The organism is Salinimicrobium sp. CAU 1759 (assembly GCF_054482715.1).
The window spans coordinates 339097-361263 of sequence record NZ_JBTLRK010000001.1 but is presented as its reverse complement, the minus strand read 5'-3'; the positions used below and the strand labels follow the sequence as shown (position 1 = coordinate 361263).

Here is a 22167-nt window from a genome sequence, read left to right as displayed (position 1 = left end):
GTACCTTTGCGATTTATGGCCCAAACTATTCTCAATACTATAAATTCCCCTGCAGATCTGCGGAAATTAGCTCCGGAAAAACTTCCGCAGCTGGCGGCAGAGCTCCGGAAATTCATTATTGAGATCGTGGCGACAAAAGAGGGGCATTTAGGTGCCAGTCTTGGAGTTGTAGAGCTTACTCTGGCACTGCATTATGTCTTCAAAACGCCTGTAGATCTACTCGTATGGGATGTGGGGCACCAGGCTTACGGCCATAAGATCCTCACCGGAAGAAGAGATATTTTTGATACCAACCGGCAGCTTGGTGGGTTAAGCGGTTTCCCGAAAAGAAGCGAAAGCGAATATGACACTTTTGGAGTGGGACATTCTTCGACAGCAATTTCTGCTGCGCTGGGAATGGCACTGGCGTCCAATCTTAAAGGAGAATTTCAAAAGCAGCATATAGCAGTTGTAGGTGATGCTTCTATTGCGAGCGGGATGGCTTTCGAAGGCCTCAATCACGCCGGCGTAACCAATGCCAATCTCTTGATCATTCTCAATGACAACGCCATTGGCATAGATCCCAGCGTTGGAGCGCTTAAAAATTATCTTACCAAGGCCAGAGTAGGTTATAAGCCGAAACAGGATAATATCATTGAGGCGCTCAACTTCAAGTATTTTGGTCCCGTTGATGGTCACGACCTGCAAAGTCTTACAAGCACTTTAGAAGAACTAAAGGAGATAAGCGGGCCAAAGTTCCTTCACGTCATCACCACTAAGGGAAAAGGCCTTAAAAAGGCCGAGGAAGATCAGGTGAAGTACCATGCCCCGGGGAAATTTGTTCCCGACACCGGAGAATTGCTTCCATATGATACAAAAGGCCTTCCGTTAAAGTTTCAGGATGTATTTGGTCTTACTCTGGTGGAGCTCGCAGAACAGAATGAAAAGATCATAGGAATCACTCCGGCGATGCCAACAGGAAGTTCCTTAAAATATATGATGCAGGCCTTTCCCGAACGCGCATTCGATGTGGGAATCGCAGAGCAGCACGCAGTGACCCTGGCTGCAGGAATGGCGACCCAGGGATTTAGTGTCTTTTGTGCCATTTATTCCACCTTTTTACAAAGGGCCTATGACCAGGTGATCCATGATGTGGCACTTCAGAAGTTACCGGTAATATTTTGTCTTGATCGCGCGGGGCTCGTAGGAGAGGATGGTGCTACTCATCATGGAGCTTTTGATATTGCATACCTGCGGTGCATCCCCAACATGACCATTTTTGCGCCATTAGATGAAGTTGAGCTAAGAAACATGTTATATACGGCTCAAAAAGGTGTTTTATCCGGGCCATTGGTAATAAGATATCCGCGGGGACGGGGTAGCAAAAAAGACTGGCAATTATCTTTTGATAAGTTGTTGATAGGTAAAGGCAGAAAGCTGCAGCAAGGAACAGTTATTGCAGTTTTGAGCTTTGGTGCAATTGGCGTGAACATCATTGAAGCCCTTGAAGATCTTCCGAACCGGAAGGAAATCGGGCATTATGATATGAGGTTTGCAAAGCCTCTTGATGAGGAACTGTTGCACGAGATCTTTATGGGCTACAAAGCTGTGGTGACTATAGAAGATGGCGTTGTTAAAGGCGGCTTTGGATCGGCAATTATGGAGTTTGCTCAAAAGCACAACTATCAATTGCCTGTAACCACGCTGGGCCTGCCCGATGAATTTATTGATCACGGAAAAGTGACTGAATTACAAGAAATAGCAAAAATAGACGTTCACAATATTAGAAGTTGTCTTAAAGACATTCTCAAAACTACTAATCACCCTAATGCATAAAATAATTCCTTGCCTCCTTCTACTTCTCGTAAGCACATTCTCTCATGGACGGGCAATTGAGCTCGTTAAAATAGACACAGTAAAGGTAGATTCAGTGAAGATAGCAACTCTAAAAGCAGATTCTACTGAAGTTGATACTGCTGTTGCTGATACTATTAAAGTGGTAAATGAAAAGATCGACTATTGGAAGAAGACCAACAAAGTGGGAGTGAATCTTAGTGAGGTAGCCTTTATTAACTGGAATTCTGGAGGGAATAATTCTTTCTCTGCTTTGCTTCACGGGCTTTTCGGAAGAAAATATCAAAAAGAACTTTTGAACTGGAATTCCACCCTTGCTGTCAAATACGGATTCAATGCGCAGGAAGGCCGGGAACTCCGAAAAACTGAAGATCACCTTGAAATAAATTCTAATTTTGGATACCGCCGGGATTCCGTCTCAAACTGGTATTATTCAGCCAAATTCAATTTTAATACTCAGCTTACATACGGGTATCGTTATCCAAATACAGATTCCCCAATATCTAAATTCATGGCACCGGGATATGCTTTTCTGGGTGTGGGTACAGAGTATTCTGCTCCCGAAGAAGACCTCACTGTCTATATCTCACCAGTTACCCAGAAATCAACCTTTGTGCTGGATCAGGCTTTAGCAAATGAGGGGATGTTTGGGGTCCAGCCCGCAATTAAAGATGCAGAAGGGAATATTCTGAAAGACGGGGAACGAATAAGAACAGAATTCGGATTCCTTTTAAGCAGCGCATTTACCAAACAGATCTTCGAAAATATTGGTCTTAATCAACAGCTGAAGTTGTACTCCGATTATCTTAATAAGTTTGGAAATATCGACGTGGATTGGGAATTGAATCTCGACTTACAGGTAAACGATTATGTAAAGGCCAATGTGGGTTCCCATCTTAGGTACGATGATGATGTAAAATTCAAGCAGGACCTGGACGGCGATGGTAAACTTGAAACAGGTGGTCCAAAAGTGCAATTTAAGCAGCTCCTGGGGGTAGGTGTTGTTTATACTTTTTAGGAGCTATAGTGATCTATTGCTTTTATTACTTTTTGAACACGGGTTTTTCCTCCTCCTGTAATTCGGAAGATATACATTCCCCGGGCTTCATACGAGAGATCTACCGGGAAAGATTGATTGGCCTCTAAAGGAGTTTCTATAGATTTTATTAGCTTCCCCTGAATGTTGTACACTAAAATCTCTGCGTTTTGAACATCTTCTCCTGAAATAATATTAAAACTACCTGCTGATACTGTGGGGAAGACCTGTATCTCATTCTCTTCTATCACGACTTCACCCCGCTCTTCGGCTTCCTCTTTAGCAGTTTTGAACTGGCCGGAAAAGATTCCGCGGCCATAGGAAGCGGCATAGACCACATTATTACCTTTTTTGAGGTCCAGGTCGGTCACCTTTACATCGCTCATGCCATTATAGGATTGTACCCACACCGGCTGACTGCTCCTGAAATTCTCGGTTGCCCAGACTCCCAATTCCGTCCCCACAATTACCTCGTCCTTATTCAAAGGATTTGGCAGTATGGAAAGCACAGGAAGATCGGGCAGGTTACCCTCTTTGTTCACCCAGGTAGGGCTGCTTGATGTGCCATTTGAAGTGTACCAGATGCTTCTCACTCCATAATTGTAAAAAGTTACGTAGATCTCATCTTCAGAATCACCGTATTCAATATCGGAGATGCTTCCAAGGAACTGTGGGCCAGTAATCGTCCTCCAGGTCATATTTGCAGGATCACCGTTGGCATTCTCTACCCGTAGAAGTTTTGAGTTGACAAGGCCTAGCAAAAGTGTGGTGCTTTGAGTGGTATAAGGAGAGACTGTGATTGCACTTATTGAAGCGTCCAGAAGATCCTTTCTTATAGATGTTCTTGGTGCCACAGGAGAATTATTTGTTATTCCATTATCCAGGGTTTCCAGTTCTGTAAGTTCTTCGTACCTGTACAAGGTACCTTCAGGCCCGTTTGAATAAAGGAGATCGAGATTAGAATCCAGAGCTTGGGGATTTATAAAAAATCCATCCCTGTCTTCATTGTATGCAATTAGGCTGAACCCTTCTTTTTCATAATTATACATGATAATTAGGTCGTTGTACACCAGGTTGCCAATAAAATATTCAGTATCAACCTGATCATAGAAGGAATGAGCACCGTCACCACCCAAAATCCCTATAGAAGCAGGATCTCCATTCTGAATCAAAAGCGTACCATTGTCCTGTGTCCCCCCTAAAAAGTAATCCCCGCTGGCAAAGCTGGTCGGCGCAACGGCAACAGAATAGAACTGGGTGGTGATATAATTATTTTCAGGGGTTATGAAGACATCAGAAGAACTTGCGGCAGCAAGGTCCCTTGCGTAAGAAACGCCCCCATCATGACCGAATATGGCCTGGTTTGTATTTCCCGGTCTAAACTGCATGACATGATGATCTGCATGTACAAATGAGACAGGAAGGTCGTCCAGATTTTGATTATCTGCCCATCTTGAAATTTGTTCCCAACTTTGGCCACTGTTAGTGGAGCGAAAGAGATCAATTCCACCTGCATAAACTATGTTGTCATTAGTAGGATCAGACTCGATCATTAGATTATAAAAAGCCTGTCCCCGGGCAAAATCATCGGCCGGAATATCGAGGTCGGCATCATTCGGCTCGTTTAAAGGAGAAATAGAACCAAAAGCATCTGTGGTTATCCACAATGAAGCTTCTTCGTCAATATCTTCAGCCAGGATGTAGAATTTCTCAGGATTCGTTGCTGAAGCTTCGATTTCGGTCCTGTAAACATTAGGTACTGTGGCAATTTGGTTCCAGGAGGTGTTTTCTCCAAGTTCACGTTTAAAGATCTTACCGCCAAAAGAATTCTCTTCACCCGGAGAATAAGTGGTTGATGCCCAGATATTACCTTCGGCATCGACTTCAAAGTCATTGAATGATTCTTCCTCGATGATCTTAGTCCAGGAGGTGCCTCCATTTTTACTGCCATAAAGTCCTCTCTCAAAGAACCCAAGCAAATTTCGGGGATCTCTGGCGTTGGCGTAGAGGTGAGTAGAAACGCCAATGAAAACTTCGGTGCTACTGCCGTTGTCCCAGGCCTGAATATCATTAATGTAATAAACTCCTCCTATTACACGGATATTTGTTCCTCCCCCGGCCTGCGAAAACTGCTCGACATCTAAAACTTTATTCCAGGTTGCTCCCCCATCTATAGTTTTATAAACTCCCGTCCCAACAACGTCGCCGCCGGTATATTGTTCTCCTGTGCCCGCATACCAGATGTCCGAATTCCTCGGGTCAACTGTTAGGCAGGAAATATTCAAATTGGCCGGGAGACCTTCTACCTGCCTCCAGGTCGAATTTTCATTGGTGATGTTCTCGTTGACCCAAAGACCACCGCTTATTGCTCCCGCAAATACTCTGCGGCCGCTGGTATCATTAGGATCGAACAAAAGAACCCTTGTTCTGCCTCCTACATTGTTAGGTCCTCTGGAAATCCAGGGATGGGCATCACTATCGCCGGGAGATTTGTTGTAGTTCTTGTTCTGTCTGGATTTCACCAACTGCTCATGAAGCTCTCTCACTTTGTAGGGTTCGGGATAGCCCAAAGCAGGATTCATGGTGAGATACTCCATCTCCTCGTAGTACTTCTTTGGAGGTAAGGCTCTTTTGATCTTTTCAAGCCGTGAAAATCTGGGGTCTTTTGAAGGCCTGTTCTTCTTCAGAAATTCAGAATGTTTCTTCCTTATTTCCGTCGTATTATTAGTGGTCTTATCTTCTGTAGTAATAAATAGACCAAAAACAATGGCAAATATTACGACAGGAAGTACAAAATGCAGTCGTTTAATCATATAGGGATACTAATTAGCTTAAGTAAAGCTAGTCTGGCAAAATACGAAAAATTAAATTTTCAGCCCCTTGAATTTTTTGAAAGAGGAAACAATGTTACTGTCTGTTAATGAGGAGATATAGCTGCATATTTTTATAAGCTTATCATACACCGGAAGATCTTCAAAATGCCCTGCCTCAGGAATTAGCTTTAAGACCAGTCGGTCATAATTCGTTTGCTCCCCATTTGCAGGCAGCAGGGCGGTAGTATAGGTGTCCAGCAGGTGTGAGAGCATTTGGTAGCCGGCAATTTCCTTGCTCACTACCTCTTCGCTTTGGTAGATCTTGTCGATGCTAATCTTAATGATATCTTTGATTTGAGCTTCATACTTACTCTTATCAAACAAGGCCTCATGAAATTCCCCTTTTAAAATGGCCTCTTCATTAGCCATAAAAATTTCAACGGCCTCTGTAAGAAGTGTATTAATTGCCAACGCACGTAAATAGCTCAACCTGTCGGCGCGGGTTTGCAGGTTATGGTATTTTTTAGTGATAATTGAATCCTTCACCAGGTTAATGAGGTACTCCAACGCGTACTCCTCCTGAATAAGTCCAAGATTTATCCCGTCTTCGAAATCTATGATGGTATAGCAAATATCATCGGCCGCTTCGACAAGGAAAGCCAATGGATGCCGGCAGTAGCTCATGTTCTTTCGGCTGCCGGTAGGAAGAAGGCCCAGTTCATTTGCTACCTCTTCAAAAAAGGCTTTTTCAGACTGAAATATTCCAAACTTCTTATCGGCTATTCTTGAAGTAGGTTTATGCGGAAGAGATTCTTTCGGATATTTTATAAAGGCTCCAAGAGTAGCATAAGAAAGCCTGATGCCCCCGTCAATTCCCGGCCGGTCTTCAGTAAGGATTTTGAAGCCGTTGGCGTTACCTTCGAATTTCACCAGGTCCTGATATTCTTCAGGACTAAGCATCTCTTTAAATCTTTTTCCATTACCATTGCTGAAATATTCTCCAATGGCCTTTTCTCCCGAATGTCCAAACGGCGGATTGCCAATGTCATGCGCCAGGGCAGCAGCAGCGACTATGGCACCAAAATCGTTCATCTGGTATCCATGGGTTTTCTCAAGCTGAGGATGTTTCTCCAGGATCTTCTGTCCCGCAAGCCTGCCTAAAGAACGACCAACAACCGAAACTTCGAGACTGTGGGTGAGGCGGGTATGAACAAAGTCTGTCTTCGAAAGCGGAATTACCTGTGTCTTGTCCTGTAAACTTCTAAAAGCAGAAGAAAAGATGATCCTGTCGTAATCAACCTCAAAACCTAAGCGGGTAGCATTTTGTTCTTTTCTTAATCTTTTATTCGTGTCTCCTGCTTTTCTTAAAGAAAGCAGCTGCTCCCAGTTCATCATTTTTTTATTATTTCACTAAAGCTTCAAAAATAAACAATGAGCAATTAACAATTATCAATTAGCAGGTAATAATGAAAATAAGCACCAAATTCCAGGCGCCAAATTCCAATTTAAGAAGAGGACTAGGCAGTCGTTCTTATTTCACGCAGAGATCGCGAAGCAAAACGCAAAGAGCGCAGGGAAATTTTTCTAGTGAAAAGTTCTGCGTCCTTTGCGAAACCTTTGCGTCCTTTGCGAGAAAATTTTAGTGAAATTTCTTTTCTGCGTATATCTGCGAGATCAGCGGGAAATTGAGCTGAGAGAAAAATCTCAAATCTAAGATCTCAAATCTACGATCCGCACATCAAACAATCATCTCCTTCGGCTTCTTTTGAGCTGGCGATAAGCGCTCGTAATTCCTCCGGAGTGAGTGAGGTTCCTTCAGGAACGGGAACTGCAGCTGGTTTTGGTGCTTCCGCAGGAATTTCTTCCTTCTTTTCCTCTTTTGCAAGAGTAAATTTGATAGCATCCACAGCACTTTTGGTGCGCAGGTAATACATTCCCGTTTTGAGTCCGCTTTTCCAGGCATAGAAGTGCATGGAGGTGAGCTTGCTGTAGTTCGCATTCTCCATAAAAAGGTTTAGCGACTGTGACTGATCGATAAAATATCCGCGGTGACGGGACATGTCAATGATGTCTTTCATGCTCAGTTCCCAAACTGTTTTGTAAAGCTCCTTCAGGTCTTCAGGAATTACATCGATATTCTGCACGGAACCATTGGATCGTAAAATGGCATTTTTGACATCCTCTGTCCACAGGTTTCTTTCCACCAGGTCTTCGAGCAGGTGTTTGTTTACTACAATAAATTCCCCCGAAAGCACGCGGCGCGTGTAAATGTTGGAAGTGTATGGTTCAAAAGCTTCATTGTTTCCAAGGATCTGTGAAGTGGAAGCAGTTGGCATTGGAGCCACTAAAAGTGAGTTGCGAACGCCATTTTTGAGCACCTGCTTGCGCAGTTTTGCCCAATCCCATCTTCCGCTAAGATCTTCATCATTGATACCCCACAGGTTGAATTGGAACTGCCCTTTGCTCATTGGGGAACCTTCATAGGTGGAATAAGCTCCTTCTTCTTTTGCCATTTCCATAGAAGCCGAAACTGCAGCGAAATACAGGGTTTCAAAGATCTCCTGGTTTAGCTTTTTGGCTGCATCACTGGTAAAAGGCAACCTTAATTTGATGAAAGTATCTGCGAGTCCCTGAACTCCAAGTCCCACCGGACGGTGCCTGAAATTTGAATTTTCGGCCTCTTTCACCGGATAGTAATTTCGGTCGATCACCTTATTGAGATTCCGCGTTACTCTTTTTGTAATTCTGAAGAGTTCCTTGTGATCGAAGTCATCTCCCTTGATGAACATGGGTAGCGCAATGGAAGCCAGGTTACATACCGCAACTTCATCTTCGCTGGTGTATTCCAGGATCTCTGTACAGAGATTTGAAGACCGAATAGTTCCCAGGTTCTGTTGATTGGATTTACGGTTTGCTGAGTCTTTGTACAGCATGTAAGGAGTTCCGGTTTCAATCTGGGATTCCAGGATCTTCTCCCACAGGTCACGGGCTTTAATTGTCTTCCGGCCTTTGCCTTCGGCCTCATATTTTAGGTAAAGCTCTTCAAATTCGTCCCCGTGAATATCGTAAAGCCCGGGACATTCGTGCGGACACATGAGCGTCCAGTTTTCGTTAGCTTCTACTCGTTTCATGAAAAGGTCGGGCACCCACATAGCATAGAACAGGTCGCGGGCGCGCATTTCCTCTTTTCCGTGGTTCTTTTTAAGATCTAAAAAGTCGAAAATATCTGCATGCCATGGCTCTACGTAAATAGCAAAGGATCCTTTTCGTTTTCCGCCACCTTGATCTACATATCTCGCCGTGTCATTGAACACTCGTAGCATGGGAACAATTCCGTTTGAGGTTCCGTTGGTTCCCGAGATATAAGATCCGGTTGCTCTCACATTGTGTATTGACAAACCGATTCCACCGGCAGACTGGGAGATCTTGGCAGTTTGCTTCAGCGTGTCGTAAATGCCGTCGATGCTGTCATCTTTCATGGTGAGCAGGAAGCAGGAAGACATTTGCGGCTTGGGAGTTCCGGCATTGAAGAGGGTAGGAGTGGCGTGTGTGAAATATTTTTTCGACATTAGCTCATATGTCTCGATCGCAGCTTCCATATCATCAGGATGGATCCCTACTGAAACTCTCATGAGCATGTGCTGAGGTCTTTCTGCAATTTTGCCGTTGATCTTCAGCAAATAGGAGCGCTCCAGAGTTTTAAATCCGAAGTAATCATACTGGAAATCCCGGTTATAGATAATAGTGGAATCCAGAAGTTCCTTATTTTTCTGGATCACTTCATACACATCATTGGCGATAAGAGGTGCCTTTTGATTGGTCCGCGGATTCACATATTCATAAAGATCGGTCATGACTTCCGAGAAGGTCTTCTTCGTATTCTTATGTAAGTTAGAAACCGAAATTCTCGCAGCAAGCTTAGCATAATCGGGATGAGAAGTGGTCATGGTCGCCGCGATCTCGGCTGCCAGATTATCGAGTTCACTGGTGGTCACCCCGTCATAGAGTCCCTCGATCACGCGCATTGCTACTTTTACAGGATCAACAAGTTCATTAAGTCCATAACACAACTTCCTTATTCGGGCTGTGATCTTGTCAAACATTATAGGTTCTCTGCGGCCGTCTCTTTTTTCTACGAACATAACTGAAGGATTTAAGCCCCTCCCGACCTCCCCAAAGGGGAGGAGGTGTGGGCGATTATTAGATGATGCTTCACCGAAGGTGAAGCAAAGATATTTAGTCCCCCCTTCGGGGGTTAGGGGGGCTAGAAGTCTGCGTCGAAGCTAATCTTGTCGGCGTCTTTGTCTTTGTTCATCACTCCTGCTTTTTGGTACTCGCCAACTCTTTTTTCAAAGAAGTTGGTCTTCCCCTGCAGGTTGATCATATCCATAAAATCAAATGGATTTGCAGTACCGTATTCTTTCTCACATTCCAGTTCCACTAACAAACGGTCGGCAACAAATTCAAGATACTGGGTCATGAGTTTAGCATTCATACCAATAAGACTTACCGGAAGGGATTCAGTAATGAACTCGCGCTCAATATTCAGCGCGTCTACAATGATCTCTCTAATTCGCTCTTTTGGCACCTTGTTTACCAGGTGGTTATTGTGCAGGTGAACGGCAAAATCGCAATGTACGCCTTCATCTCTCGAAATAAGTTCGTTGGAGAAGGTTAGTCCGGGCATTAATCCGCGCTTCTTCAGCCAGAAGATGGAACAGAAGGCGCCCGAAAAGAAGATCCCTTCCACAGCTGCAAAAGCTATAAGCCTTTCAGCAAAAGAATCAGATTCTATCCATTTTAGGGCCCACTGCGCTTTCTTCTGAATAGCCGGGAATACTTCTATAGCTTTAAAAAGCTGATTTTTTTCCTTCTCATCCTTAACGTAGGTATCGATGAGCAGGGAGTAGGTTTCAGAATGGATGTTCTCCATCATGATCTGGAATCCGTAGAAGAATTTAGCTTCAGAATACTGAACTTCATTTACGAAGTTTTCAGCTAAATTTTCATTTACAATTCCATCAGATGCGGCAAAAAAGGCAAGGATGTGCTTGATGAAATATCTTTCATCTGCACTCAATTTTTGGTTCCAGTCAGTAAGGTCCTGGTGCAGGTCAATTTCTTCTGCAGTCCAGAAACTCGCTTCCATTTTCTTGTACCAATCCCAGATATCGTGATGTTTAATGGGGAAGATCACGAACCTGTCCTTGTTTTCCTGTAAAATGGGTTCTAACTGGGCCATATTTATAATGATTTGGTTGGTTATTTAGTAATGGTTGTAACAAATATTGAAAAATATAACAGATTTTATACCTGAGCAGCAGAAAGCTTTTCAACAAAGTTTTTAACATGAACAGAAAAAATTGTTGCTGAAGTTTTGTTAAAACAAATATTTATTTTGTTGAAATATAAGGAGTTAGTGCCTGTTAAGGGAATTAAGAACAATAAAGACTTCTTCTGAATCTTCAGAAAATAGGAGGTGTCTAAAATGACATTTTTAAAGGGTATTTATTTGAAGTCTTTTCCCGCCTGAAGCAGCCGATTCGTAGATCTTTTCAAGCACTGTGATATCTCGTAAACCTTCTTCTCCCGGAACAATCATCGGTCTGTTGTTTAAAATAGCAAGGGCGTCATCATCCATTTGCACCGCCTGCTGATTTTTCCTGAAAGGTTCGAGCACCTTACCATCACTGGTGCCGCCTTTTACCCCGCTGTATGATTGGAAAGGCTGCAGGTAATAGGACCCGTCGCGGCAGGAGACTTCCAGATTGTTCATGCCCTCACCGAAGCTGGTGCGGCAACTGGCCATGATTCCATCGGGAAATTCAAGAGTGAAATCCATAGTCTCATCGACCTCCTTAAAAAGCTGATCCCGCGTGGTGGAACTTTTGGCAGAAACTGCAATAGGTTCCCTACCGGTGCTATAGCGGGAAGTGTTCAAAGGATAAACGCCCATGTCATACATGGCGCCGCCACCCATTTCTTTTTCTGCACGCCAACCCGGATTGCTGCTGTAGAACCCGGCGGCCGCTTTTAAACTTTGAATAGGGCCATAAGGAGTTGTCTTTGCCCACTTCATCATAATGCGGTTATTCTTTTCATGCTGAAGCCGGTATCCTATGGCCAGTTTCACTTTATTTTTTTCACAAGCAGCAATCATTTGCCGGCATTCTTTAGTATTCATGGCCATGGGCTTTTCGCACCATACATGTTTTCCGGCATTTGCTGCAATAATGGAATACTTTGCATGCATGGAATTTGGCAGTACAACGTAGATGACATCAATGTCATCATTGTTTGCTATCTCCTGCATGTTCTCATAGTTATAGACATTAGCATCGGGGATGTTATATTTTTCCTGCCAGCGGGGAATTTTTTCAGGACTACCGGTGACAATGCCGCGGAGTTCGCAATACTGAGTTTGTTGCAGGGCGGGAGCGAGTTGATAAGTGCTGTAGCTTCCCAATCCTACCAGGGCAACTCCCAGTTTTTTCTTATCCTGAGAAAAGAAAAGACCCGGAAAGGGGAGGCTCGTTGCAGCCAGTGCCAATCCGGATCTTTTTAAAAAGGTTCTTCTTTTGATCATTTTAGTCATTTCAGGGTGAGAGAAGTAAAAGTTACTCTATTATTTGCCTCCGCCACCCATGCTTTGATATTCTGAAGTATTTATGGTAAAAGGTTTTTTTTCAATACCTGTGCAGGTCATGCTAACATTTTTATCGGGATTTGCCTTATCCTGCATTTGCATTTCCATCATCAGGCCGGTTCCATCTATTAGCCAATCGGCGTTTAAGCCTTTGGGGATGTTCTTCTGGTTTTCGTGATAAATATCTCTAAAAGATACTCCTGCCTCATCTGTAACATAAAATGTATAAATATTTTCTTCGTCTTCAGCGCGATATCCCTGGCAGTTATACCCCAGGATAGTCTTAGTGCCAATTTCCTCAAACTCCATCTGCCCATACGAATCATTCATCGCCATTTCCTCTTCAGAAACTTCAAAACGGGTGGCCATTACCATTTTGTTGCCTTCCGAGTTCATATAGAGCACAGTCATGTTTTCATTGTTATCTAAAACTGTGAACATATTCTCGGCCTCCGGGATTTTCACTCCTACATAGGGTGCATTTTCCTTAATGTGATAGACCATGTCCATTTTACCTTCACTGGTATTCATTTCAAGGGTGTAGATCCAATCAAAATTATAGGATTCCGGAATTTCTGATGGATCGACCATGTCCATTCCCATTGAGAACTGATTGTTCTTGACCTGCTGAGACCATAATTTATTCAGGGATTCATCCGTTTTTTCAGCCGCTTTGTCAGAGACATTATTAACTGCTGCGTCCTCTACTTTCTCTGTGATTTTTTTCTTGAGCTTCTTTAGGATCTGGGCTTCTGTTGTTGAGGTTCCTGCCATTAAAAATATTGCAAGACCCAAATAAATGAGTTTCTTCATAACTATAGTTTTTGAATTAGTGCCTCCAGGATCGGGTCAGGGGGTAAACCGGAAAATAATTTACGCTGCCTGGGGGAAGTAAAAAGCAGAATACAATCTAAAGTTAGTAAAAATATAAAATAAAGGAAAGCTAATGAACTGTGTATTAGTTTTGTAGCATCTGGAAATCAAAAGGGGGTTCTTAGAAAAGGAAAGTTACTCCAGGTCTGTAAAAGTTCAGGAAGTTGCCTCCTCACTCCAGAGCTTAATCCACCGCTTTGTTCTTTTCTTTTTCTTCAAGCTGTAGCGCCACTTTCTCAAGTTCGGCATACCAGTCTTCCCCAAATTTCCTGATAAGGGCTTCCTTAACAAATTTGTAGACGGGTACCTGAAGTTCCTTTCCCAGGGAGCAAGCGTCATCACAAATATACCACTGGTGGTAATTCACTGCAGAAAATTCGGAGTAATCCTGGGTTCTAACCGGGTAAAGGTGACATGAGACCGGCTTTTTCCAGGGAATATCACCCTGGTTGTAGGCTTCTTCAATTCCGCAAAGGGCGGTACCTTTATGGTCGAAGGTAACATAAGCGCAATCTGCACCGTTGATAAGCGGTGTTTCATATTCTCCGTCTTCCCCAATAATGGAAGTTCCCTGCTCCTCAATAGCCTGTATTCCTTCTTTTCTCAGGTAAGGCTTGATCTTGGGGTAAAGATCTTCAAGAAGATGGGTTTCTTTTTCTTCCAGGGGAGCGCCGGCATCACCGGCTATACAGCAGGCTCCTTTGCAGGCAGAGAGATTACACACAAAGTCCTTCTTCAGGATCTCTTCAGAAACTATGGTTTTTCCCAGTTGAAACATGCCGCAAAGATAATTTTTTCAGGCAGTTATTCTAGCAGCGTTGGCTGAAAGTCGCCTGTTAAAATTTCTTAATTTCCGGAAATCTTCAGATCATAAAAAGTACTTTTGCAGGCTAGTTATTTATAATGGAATTTAACTTTAGGGAAATTGCCACAGCCAGTATGATCCTCTTTGCAGTGATCGATATTATTGGCAGCATTCCTATCATCATTGACCTTCGGAAAAAAGCCGGACACATTCAAAGTGAAAAAGCGACTGTTGTTGCGGGATTACTTATGATCGCGTTCCTTTTTGTGGGAAAGGAGATCCTAAATCTTATTGGGATTGATGTGAATTCATTTGCGGTAGCGGGCTCGTTTATCCTCTTTTTTCTTGCTCTGGAAATGATCCTTGGCATAACGCTCTACAAGGATGAAGCTCCCGAAACTTCTGCGGTAGTTCCCCTGGCTTTTCCGCTTATTGCGGGGGCGGGAACAATGACCTCAATTCTCTCCTTAAGAGCTGAGTATGCAGCTGTTAATATTATTGCTGCCATCATTATAAATACTATTTTTGTTTATATCGTCCTAAAGTCTTCGGGAAAGATTGAGAAATTTCTCGGGAAGCAAGGTATAAACGTGATCCGGAAGATCTTCGGGGTCATTCTCCTGGCAATTGCCGTTAAACTTTTTGCTACTAATATTAAGAGTTTGTTCATATGAAAGTCCTCATCTATTTTTTGATCGTACTTGCAGTAGGTCTCATTATCTATAATTCCACATTTCTTGATCTACAGGATACATTTTCAGGAGACAGTAAAACGGCATTGATCGGCATTCTGGCTTCCAGCATTGTGGTGGTTCTAATGATCATCCTTCTCATGTCAAGAGCTATTTCTGAAAAGTCTCAGGAGTAGTGGAATTTGATGCTCTTATCATAGGTGGAGGTGCAGCAGGTCTCTCCTGTGCACTTGTTATGGGTTCTGCTCTTTCAAAACCGTACTGCGCCAATAAAAAGCTAGGTGTCATTGCGCATCAACGTGCCTCTCATCTCTCTAGTGCCCTGCTGATTAATGCTCTGGGAATTCCTGCCGGTACCCCCGGAAAGGAGATCCTGACTTCCGGAATGCAGCAGCTCAAAACTCTTTATCCTGAAGTAGAAATTATCGAAAAAGAGAAGGTGCTGAAAATAGCATTTTTGGAAGGTGGTTTCGAAGTGGTTACCAATAAAAACTCGTATACCTCTGAAGTTGTAGTATTAGCTACCGGCTATGCAAAACCATTTGCAATTAAAGGTCTGGAAGATTTTATTATCCCTCATAAAAAATCGAAGGCTTCAAAAGAGAGAATTCAGCTGGAGAATGAAGACCACCTTGTAAGTCCCGGCCTATATGTGGCAGGCACTCTCGCCGGTCATCGAAGCCAGTACGCTATCGCATGCGGCAGTGGTGCTGCAGTGGCTACAGATATTCTTACACTCTGGAATGAGGGAGAGCACACAAAGGTGCACGATAAGCTGAAGTAAGATCTATTTTTTGAAGTTGCGGTTAGCCGAAAGTTGAATGATCTTGGCTATAGCAGGATCTTCCTCATTGAGGATCTGTTCAAAAGCAGTACTTCCGAACAATTGATTAGCCATGGCCGCTTTGAGATAAAGCTTGAGAGTGGCTCTGTAATTGTTGAAGCGCATGTCAAAATTCTCCCGCCTCATAAAAGCCCGGAAATCGTCAACAGTAGCATCTGTAATTAATTCCCGCTGTAGAAAATCTTCATAGCTTAAGGAATTATAATATTTCCTGTCTTTTTCAAGAACCTCGAAAACGAATCCGTCCATATAACCATTGCGTAGCATTAGGTTAAGACTCTGCTTCTCAAAATTCGTGTCCTTTGGGATGAAAACATCGGGAATGATCCCTCCGCCACCATAGACTATCTTCCCACCCGGAGTTTCATATTGCAGAGAGTCGGCAACCTGGATGCTGTCTGCACTTATCAGCTCCCCGTTCTTGTAACGGTTGAGGTAGTCATTGTGGTACTCTTCGCTGCCGTTGTCATAAGGCCTTTGAATTGACCTTCCTGTGGGAGTATAGTACCTGGCTATGGTCAATCTCACGGCACTGCCATCTCCCAAAGCCATTTCTCTTTGCACAAGGCCTTTTCCATAGGATCTGCGTCCAACTATAGTTCCTTTATCATTGTCCTGCAGCGCACCGGCAATGACCTCACTGGCCGAAGCAGAATTTTCATTGATGAGAACATAGAGATCCCCCTTTTCAAAATCTCCTTCTTTGGTCGCGAAGGTTTTTTCAACAGCACCTTTTTTATTCTTGGTAAGAAGCACAAGCTTATCTTCCGGCAGGAAATCATCCACAATTTTTGTGGCTTCAGCTAAATATCCGCCGGGATTATCGCGAAGATCAAGAACAATTTGAGAAGCACCTTCTTTTTTGAGCTTAACTAATCCTTCCTTGAATTCCTTATAAGTGGATTCGGCAAAACGATTGATCTTGATATAGCCCAGGTCATTAGTAAGCATGTAAGCCGCATCTACACTCTTTAGGGCTACTTTGCCCCGCTTCACATCAAATTCAAGCAGGTCGGGGGCACCCTTGCGGTAGACCTTAAGAACCACCCGGGTATTTTCTTCACCTTTAAGTTTGCTGGTAATCGAATCTTCATTGATGTTGGAGTCAAAAAGTGGTTCTCCATTGGCGTAAAGGATCCTGTCGCCTCCTTTTATCCCAACCTTCTCACTGGGGCCGCCTTCCATGGTTTGAATAACGGCAATAGTATCATTGATGTTTCTAAAGCTTACTCCAATTCCAACAAAATCACCTTTCATGCTGGCGCTTAGCTGTACATATTCTTCCTGCGGGATATAGACCGAATGAGGATCAAGATCTGTAAGGATCTCGTTTACGGTTACATCGACGATACTGTCCATATCTACTTCGTCTACGTACTCATATTCAATGTAGTCGATTAGGCGGGCCAGCTTCTCTTTCTTCTTATTGGGCTTAAGAAAGGAGCCCGAGGTATAGCTGGTAAAATCCAAAGCAGCGCCTAGCAGCACTCCGAGAGCACAGGCAAATCCTAAGAGGAGTGGCAGATATTTTTTGTTGGTATCCTTCAACCGTCCAGTTCAGTTATTTGTTCTATTTCAACCCCTGCTTTCTCTAAAAAATTAAGTCCGGAGTTGTCCTTATAATCTATGTTATATACCAGGCGGGTAATGCCCGACTGGTGGATCAATTTGCTGCATTCCTTGCAGGGTGACATGGTGATGTAGAGAGTGGCTCCTTTGCAGGATTGAGTGCTTCCAGCAACCTTTAAGATCGCATTTGCTTCGGCGTGCAACACATACCATTTCGTATACCCATCTTCATCTTCACACGGATTTTCAAAACCGGTAGGAGTACCGTTATATCCGTCAGAAATGATCATTCTATCTTTCACAATAAGTGCGCCAACCTGTTTTCTATTGCAGTGGGAAAGTTTGCCCCACTCCCTGGCGATCCTTAAATATGCTTTGTCAAATTTGAGCTGCTTGGTTCTTTGCATAATTCAAAAATGCCTGCAATATAAGAAGCTTTTTAAGCTGCTGAAAACTTGAGCTTTACTAAATTATTGCAAGACTGAAATTAATCCAATAAAGGAAAGTTAAATTTTTTAGAGAGCAAGATAATTTTCTTTTAGAATAGGTAAAATGATACCAATTACAATAGCTGAAACTACAAGGATCCAGTCCCGCCTTGCTACCCGAAGCACATTTTGCAACAGGAAACTTAGCAGCAGCACCGCTATTACCACAATGATCTGCGCTGCTTCAATCCCCAGTGCAAATTCAAGTAAGGGCAAGAATACATCTTCGGTACCACTGGCAATCATCTTGAAATACGTAGAAAATCCCAGGCCGTGAATGATTCCGAAGAAGGCTGTAGTAAAATAAAGAACACTTATGTTATTTTTATTCTCTCTTTTTTTTGCGTTCAGGATATTGAAAATGGCAGTAATCAGAATTGTTATTGGGATGAGGAATTCAACCCAGGCCGTATCTACCAGTACAATTTCATAAACCGACAGGAACAGGGAGAGGGTGTGTCCAAGGGTGAAGATGGTCACCAGCCAAAAAACTCTTTTCCAGGCCAAAAAGGAATATGCAGCCACAAGAACAATAAGAAAAAGGATATGATCATAGGCATTCCAATCCAGAACATGTTCCAAACCTAACCTGAAGTATAACCAGAATTGAGACATAAAGAAAGCAGATAAAGGCCGAAAATACGAATTTCTCTTGAAGATGAAGAGATTTCATTTAATTGTCCTGGAGCGGTGAGATAATTAAATTCTTTAATTTTATTAGCGAATAGAAAAAATTATTACTTTTGCCGTCCAGTTGCCTTGGTGCCTGCCTGCCGGCAGACAGGCGCGCTGGAAAACGTTCTAGTATGTTTTATGTTTATGCCCTATCAAGTCTGGAGAAGAATTACATTTATGTAGGTCTTACCTCAAATCTTGCCAGAAGATTTGAGGAGCACAATTCGGGAAAAGAGAAAACAACAAAGGGGTTTCGTCCTTTTAAAATAATTTTTACCGAAATTTGCAATTCACGAATCGAAGCCAGAGCCAGAGAGAAGTACTGGAAATCTGGGATAGGTAAGGAAAAATTGAAGGAGTATCGTAACAATTGAAATATTGCCTTGGTGGCGGAATTGGTAGACGCGCTGGATTCAAAATCCAGTGACTTCGGTCGTGTGGGTTCGATTCCCACCCAAGGTACTTGTTAAACCTGTAAGTGTGTTGTTAATCAATACTTTGCAGGTTTTTTTATGTCGTGTTGACAAATATTTGACAAAGGAAATTAAAAGTACCTCCTTTTTTATGCGTTTGAATAACAATTGAACCGGATCTTAATTCCCCCCTACTTTCTATGTAAAAGAACATTATTTTAGGTGTTGCAATCTGTAGTGATGCAAAAAATAACCGTGGACACTAAGTGCCAACGGTTAAAAGTATGAAATGTATATAGCATTAATCTCCCTCGCTAAGAGAAAAACTGCCATCTCCATTAAAAGAGGTTAAAGTAATAGTGACAGACCAAATACCAGGAGACCCTGCTGATGTTACACCTGAAAAAGAATCAGGCTCTGTAGCGCCATTTAAGGATCTATCCAGAACAGTTTTGCCGTCTGAATCTTTTACTACCATTCTAAACACTCCACTGGTAGTAGCAGTAATATCTGCATTATAATCGGCTGTACTTAATGAATTAGCCCAGGTAAATGTTCTGGCAACACTTCCACCAGAACCCGTAAAATCCCCATTTATGTCCCCAAAGAAGTCGTCATCGTTGCTAACTAAGGCTGTTCCATTGACTTTAACTATTGCTTCAGTAGTATCGTCGTCACTACTGCAGCCAACCATAATAAAAGCGCTTAAGAAATAAAAAAATAGGAGGCTTGATTTTAAAATTTGCCTAATTTTCATAATGTCTATTTTGAAGTTAAGTTGCTAATATAATGGTTTACCATAAACGTGATAAAATTTTTTATAATCCTAGTTACTGATACCCCCCCCTCAGATTTTCTGTTGGAGTAAAATATTTATTAGGTGGCGATGTAATTATCCAATTGCTCCAGGTGTTTTAACCCCTATTGCCCCTTTTGTAGGCTAATATGTTAAAAATTTCTTTAACTGTTTGAGAATGAAATTGGTAATTCTTAATTTTATTGCAGATCCCCCATCTAAAATTTGTGTTTCCCCTATCTGAATATCCCTTGGTACGGCAAGGGATTTTCGTTTAAAACAAATGGTATGGACAAAGATGGAATGGTAAAGGATTATTTTAGAATACTAAAAATTTTAATTTTATTGGGGAGTGTATTTTTGGCTGCTTATGTAGTTAATATTCTCCTCGGGTAATTTTGGTATTACTTTTTGATGTAACTTTACCTCTCTGTGATTAGATTAAAAGGGGTGAGAAATAGGGGCTTGCCCCTTTTTTTGTTCTCAAATTTCCAGTGGCTTGTTTTTAAGTAAACAATGTTATGCGGTTTCAATCTCCCACTAAGAATTGAGATAAATTTATAATCTTGATAAAAGTTGATTAATCAATTCTTCGCGCGCGTAGTTCCCGAAAACCTTTAGTGCATCCTTAGTGCATTCTTTACATACAGGTTAAAAATAACCTTGTGAAAAACGTTTGATTAATCAAAAGAATAATTAAAAAAGATCATTAATGATTTTTCGCGCGTGCGTGTAGTTGTTAAAAAACCTTTATTTGCTTTAATAGAGTTTAACCGGGTGCAGTTCCTCGCGCGCGCGTGCGTACTGTTCGGATTTTATTTGAGGTTGCTAATATGCGTGAACAGATAGTCGAATATTACCCGCGTGAACAAATATGAGATGTTCTTTTTTATGCGTTGGAGAAACAATAAACCTTGCAGTAACCTTGTTGTAAACCCTCGCCCTATTCGCGCCCTTTTTTATAGAGTCCGAAAACTCTATTCTACTTTTTATCCTTAGTGCATCCTTAGTGCGCGAACAGATAACAAAGAAGTTAAGTTTTGTTAAGTAGTGTGCGCGCGCATTATGGCTCCTAAATATGCGCGAACAGATACCAATGAAGTCTTTTAAATATCAGGTTTTATCAGGTTCTTACATGCGAACAGATACCCATATTTAACAGGTTGTATAATACGCATGAACAGATAGGGAGATATAAGAAACCTTGCAATAAACTACAGTATAGGAATTTGCTGAAGTTGCCGTTAGTATTAAGGTTGTGCGGTGTTTTTGGTTTTAAAGACTTTGAAGTATAACCGGGTGTTGATCTTACCGTAATTCGCCGTAATTATCGGTATTAATTCGATATTTTAAACTGTAAATAAACTGTTATGCCGTTGCCAGTTCAAAATAATGTCTGCTCCTGGTATCTTCCAGGGTTGTTAAAGTATCGGTTTCTTATCTGCTTTGAGATCATTGAATAAATATTCCTTTCGTAATGGTTCGGGTTGCCTGTCAAAAGTTGATCTTTAAGAAAATTAAACTTTGCCGGGTTTGTCTGTTGAAGATATTTTAAACCTGTATTTGATAAAAGAAAACTATCTTCTTTTTGCATATCAATTGGCAACCTGGTAACCGGACAAATCTTTGTTTCTAATTTAGTGCGGTTTCCCCTTATATAATTAGGTGAATATGCACTATTATTTAGCGGTTTCTTTGGTGGTGAATATGCACTAAATTGGAGGGTTTGAATTTTCTTTAAAATAGTTTGCCTTAAATTCTTATGAATATCTTTTTCAGTTTCCCCTAAGAGGGATAAATACTTCTTTTTGTGATATGCAAAGTTGTTTCTGCTTCTTTTATTCTGAAGTATTTTATACCAAGTATGAGTATTTAAATACTCTTTTAACGTCTGTTTTTCTTTCCTGGTTAAGTTGGTGAAATCTGTATTATTATCCAGTATTAAAACCTCTGACAATTCTTTAAGTAATTCTGTTGCCAGTCTGTTGTAAATTTGCGGGTTTAGAAGATCGGTAATATTATAAATCCCTAATTTATTTATATACCTACTTTTTTTACTTTTTACTTCAAATCGGAAAGTATTACGGTCGGTGTATTCCGGGAATTGTAAACCTTTGGCGTATGCCTTAATTATCTTGTATGTATTCTCTTTTCCATTGCTTGTGGAGGTGTAACTCCTTTTGCTGTAAGAAAGTCGTCTGTCGGTCTTAAAATCGTTTTTCTGGTGGTAAGTAATAAATGTTATTAAATCTTCAATTTCCATTTCAGGGATAACATTAACCCCGAATTCTAAATTAACAACTTTCAATTTCTCAACCTCATCAATATTAAGAATATCAATAAATTCTTGAACAACTTGAATGCAATTCTTGACGGGAAAATCATTTGCATTGTGTTTGTTGTAATTGAAATAGTAATGGGGTCGAAATAACACTTCTAAATAATTAGTATAGAAGCAAAATAGAATTCCTTTGCATATCCTCGTTTCCTTTGTATAAACTTCTTCAAAATCAAAATGAGATAAATTTTCTTCTTTTGAGTTCCAGGTCAACAAAGAATTACAACGTATTTTTTCAATAATTGCCCTATTGGTTATCCTTACTTTTATAAAGTCTGGTATCATTTTAATTCTTATATTTGAGTGTTGGGTATGCATTGCCGTATAACCGAACATTTGAACACTT

The 22167-nt window shown here is 41.7% G+C and carries 18 protein-coding genes and 1 tRNA gene; 7 read left to right on the top strand and 12 right to left on the bottom strand.

The window, feature by feature from the left end:
* Positions 1-15 precede the first annotated feature (15 nt).
* Both ACXYMT_RS01625 and ACXYMT_RS01620 read left to right on the top strand, forming a co-directional pair.
* On the top strand, positions 16-1815 hold the full coding sequence (locus ACXYMT_RS01625) for a 1-deoxy-D-xylulose-5-phosphate synthase (RefSeq protein ID WP_459057345.1): 1800 nt from the start codon (positions 16-18) through the stop codon (positions 1813-1815).
* Positions 1808-2851, top strand: a complete 1044-nt coding sequence (locus ACXYMT_RS01620) for a DUF3078 domain-containing protein (protein ID WP_459057344.1) — start codon at positions 1808-1810, stop codon at positions 2849-2851. The genes ACXYMT_RS01625 and ACXYMT_RS01620 overlap by 8 nt, the downstream gene beginning before the upstream one ends.
* Here ACXYMT_RS01620 and ACXYMT_RS01615 read toward each other — a convergent pair.
* The 7 genes from ACXYMT_RS01615 to ACXYMT_RS01585 form a co-directional block, all read right to left on the bottom strand.
* Positions 2848-5682 carry a T9SS type A sorting domain-containing protein gene (locus ACXYMT_RS01615; protein WP_459057343.1) on the bottom strand — a complete coding sequence of 945 codons (2835 nt, stop codon included), beginning with the start codon at positions 5680-5682 and terminating at the stop codon, positions 2848-2850. The two genes, ACXYMT_RS01620 and ACXYMT_RS01615, sit on opposite strands and share 4 nt — an antisense overlap.
* A gap of 51 nt (positions 5683-5733) precedes the next feature.
* A complete protein-coding gene (locus ACXYMT_RS01610; RefSeq protein ID WP_459059131.1) occupies positions 5734-7074 on the bottom strand; it encodes a deoxyguanosinetriphosphate triphosphohydrolase in 1341 nt (446 codons plus the stop codon).
* A 332-nt stretch (positions 7075-7406) separates the two neighbouring features.
* Positions 7407-9824, bottom strand: coding sequence for a ribonucleoside-diphosphate reductase subunit alpha (locus ACXYMT_RS01605; RefSeq protein ID WP_459057342.1), 2418 nt, complete (start codon positions 9822-9824; stop codon positions 7407-7409).
* A gap of 122 nt (positions 9825-9946) precedes the next feature.
* Positions 9947-10924, bottom strand: coding sequence for a ribonucleotide-diphosphate reductase subunit beta (locus ACXYMT_RS01600; protein ID WP_459057341.1), 978 nt, complete (start codon positions 10922-10924; stop codon positions 9947-9949).
* 255 nt (positions 10925-11179) lie between these two features.
* Complete coding sequence (locus ACXYMT_RS01595; protein ID WP_459057340.1) at positions 11180-12268, bottom strand: Gfo/Idh/MocA family protein; 1089 nt, start codon at positions 12266-12268, stop codon at positions 11180-11182.
* A 39-nt stretch (positions 12269-12307) separates the two neighbouring features.
* Entirely contained in the window at positions 12308-13141 is an 834-nt protein-coding gene (locus ACXYMT_RS01590; RefSeq protein WP_459057339.1) for a DUF4412 domain-containing protein, read from the bottom strand.
* A 244-nt stretch (positions 13142-13385) separates the two neighbouring features.
* Positions 13386-13979 (bottom strand): DUF3109 family protein, encoded by a 594-nt coding sequence (locus ACXYMT_RS01585; protein ID WP_459057338.1) that lies wholly within the window; start codon positions 13977-13979, stop codon positions 13386-13388.
* A 125-nt stretch (positions 13980-14104) separates the two neighbouring features.
* On the opposite strand from ACXYMT_RS01585, the gene ACXYMT_RS01580 reads away from it, so the two are divergent.
* From ACXYMT_RS01580 to ACXYMT_RS01570, 3 genes are read left to right on the top strand one after another with little or no spacing between them, the layout of a single operon-like run.
* On the top strand, positions 14105-14680 hold the full coding sequence (locus ACXYMT_RS01580) for a MarC family protein (protein ID WP_459057337.1): 576 nt from the start codon (positions 14105-14107) through the stop codon (positions 14678-14680).
* Positions 14677-14874 carry a hypothetical protein gene (locus ACXYMT_RS01575; protein WP_459057336.1) on the top strand — a complete coding sequence of 66 codons (198 nt, stop codon included), beginning with the start codon at positions 14677-14679 and terminating at the stop codon, positions 14872-14874. The genes ACXYMT_RS01580 and ACXYMT_RS01575 overlap by 4 nt, the downstream gene beginning before the upstream one ends.
* Complete coding sequence (locus ACXYMT_RS01570) at positions 14874-15482, top strand: FAD-dependent oxidoreductase (RefSeq protein ID WP_459057335.1); 609 nt, start codon at positions 14874-14876, stop codon at positions 15480-15482. The genes ACXYMT_RS01575 and ACXYMT_RS01570 overlap by 1 nt, the downstream gene beginning before the upstream one ends.
* A 3-nt stretch (positions 15483-15485) precedes the next feature.
* Here ACXYMT_RS01570 and ACXYMT_RS01565 read toward each other — a convergent pair whose 3' ends face one another.
* From ACXYMT_RS01565 to ACXYMT_RS01555, 3 genes are all read right to left on the bottom strand, one after another.
* Complete coding sequence (locus ACXYMT_RS01565) at positions 15486-17090, bottom strand: S41 family peptidase (protein ID WP_459057334.1); 1605 nt, start codon at positions 17088-17090, stop codon at positions 15486-15488.
* Positions 17087-17518, bottom strand: coding sequence for a deoxycytidylate deaminase (locus ACXYMT_RS01560; protein ID WP_459057333.1), 432 nt, complete (start codon positions 17516-17518; stop codon positions 17087-17089). The genes ACXYMT_RS01565 and ACXYMT_RS01560 overlap by 4 nt, the downstream gene beginning before the upstream one ends.
* 108 nt (positions 17519-17626) lie before the next feature.
* Complete coding sequence (locus ACXYMT_RS01555; protein ID WP_459057332.1) at positions 17627-18214, bottom strand: HupE/UreJ family protein; 588 nt, start codon at positions 18212-18214, stop codon at positions 17627-17629.
* Positions 18215-18405: 191 nt separating this feature from the next.
* Here ACXYMT_RS01555 and ACXYMT_RS01550 point away from each other — a divergent pair, with 191 nt between their 5' ends.
* Together ACXYMT_RS01550 and ACXYMT_RS01545 are read left to right on the top strand one after the other, a co-directional pair.
* Positions 18406-18648, top strand: coding sequence for a GIY-YIG nuclease family protein (locus tag ACXYMT_RS01550; RefSeq protein ID WP_459057331.1), 243 nt, complete (start codon positions 18406-18408; stop codon positions 18646-18648).
* Positions 18649-18654: 6 nt separating this feature from the next.
* Positions 18655-18736: transfer RNA gene (locus tag ACXYMT_RS01545), tRNA-Leu, on the top strand.
* Between the two features lie 252 nt (positions 18737-18988).
* On the opposite strand, the gene ACXYMT_RS01540 is transcribed toward ACXYMT_RS01545, so the two are convergent.
* Positions 18989-19444: a hypothetical protein gene (locus ACXYMT_RS01540; protein ID WP_459057330.1), complete on the bottom strand. Its 456-nt coding sequence runs from the start codon at positions 19442-19444 to the stop codon at positions 18989-18991.
* Between the two features lie 1423 nt (positions 19445-20867).
* Positions 20868-22106 carry a hypothetical protein gene (locus tag ACXYMT_RS01535; RefSeq protein WP_459057329.1) on the bottom strand — a complete coding sequence of 413 codons (1239 nt, stop codon included), beginning with the start codon at positions 22104-22106 and terminating at the stop codon, positions 20868-20870.
* Positions 22107-22167 lie beyond the last annotated feature (61 nt).

Excerpts from the sequence above, each read along its gene's own strand:
- ACXYMT_RS01620 (WP_459057344.1), top strand. The coding sequence starts at position 1,808 with ATGCATAAAATAATTCCTTGCCTCCTTCTACTTCTCGTAAGCACATTC.
- ACXYMT_RS01575 (WP_459057336.1), top strand. The coding sequence starts at position 14,677 with ATGAAAGTCCTCATCTATTTTTTGATCGTACTTGCAGTAGGTCTCATT.
- ACXYMT_RS01610 (WP_459059131.1), bottom strand. The coding sequence starts at position 7,074 with ATGAACTGGGAGCAGCTGCTTTCTTTAAGAAAAGCAGGAGACACGAAT.
- ACXYMT_RS01535 (WP_459057329.1), bottom strand. The coding sequence starts at position 22,106 with ATGATACCAGACTTTATAAAAGTAAGGATAACCAATAGGGCAATTATT.
- ACXYMT_RS01605 (WP_459057342.1), bottom strand. The coding sequence starts at position 9,824 with ATGTTCGTAGAAAAAAGAGACGGCCGCAGAGAACCTATAATGTTTGAC.
- ACXYMT_RS01550 (WP_459057331.1), top strand. The coding sequence starts at position 18,406 with ATGTTTTATGTTTATGCCCTATCAAGTCTGGAGAAGAATTACATTTAT.
- ACXYMT_RS01560 (WP_459057333.1), bottom strand. The coding sequence starts at position 17,518 with ATGCAAAGAACCAAGCAGCTCAAATTTGACAAAGCATATTTAAGGATC.
- ACXYMT_RS01540 (WP_459057330.1), bottom strand. The coding sequence starts at position 19,444 with ATGAAAATTAGGCAAATTTTAAAATCAAGCCTCCTATTTTTTTATTTC.
- ACXYMT_RS01625 (WP_459057345.1), top strand. The coding sequence starts at position 16 with ATGGCCCAAACTATTCTCAATACTATAAATTCCCCTGCAGATCTGCGG.
- ACXYMT_RS01590 (WP_459057339.1), bottom strand. The coding sequence starts at position 13,141 with ATGAAGAAACTCATTTATTTGGGTCTTGCAATATTTTTAATGGCAGGA.
- ACXYMT_RS01595 (WP_459057340.1), bottom strand. The coding sequence starts at position 12,268 with ATGATCAAAAGAAGAACCTTTTTAAAAAGATCCGGATTGGCACTGGCT.
- ACXYMT_RS01585 (WP_459057338.1), bottom strand. The coding sequence starts at position 13,979 with ATGTTTCAACTGGGAAAAACCATAGTTTCTGAAGAGATCCTGAAGAAG.
- ACXYMT_RS01580 (WP_459057337.1), top strand. The coding sequence starts at position 14,105 with ATGGAATTTAACTTTAGGGAAATTGCCACAGCCAGTATGATCCTCTTT.
- ACXYMT_RS01615 (WP_459057343.1), bottom strand. The coding sequence starts at position 5,682 with ATGATTAAACGACTGCATTTTGTACTTCCTGTCGTAATATTTGCCATT.
- ACXYMT_RS01600 (WP_459057341.1), bottom strand. The coding sequence starts at position 10,924 with ATGGCCCAGTTAGAACCCATTTTACAGGAAAACAAGGACAGGTTCGTG.
- ACXYMT_RS01555 (WP_459057332.1), bottom strand. The coding sequence starts at position 18,214 with ATGTCTCAATTCTGGTTATACTTCAGGTTAGGTTTGGAACATGTTCTG.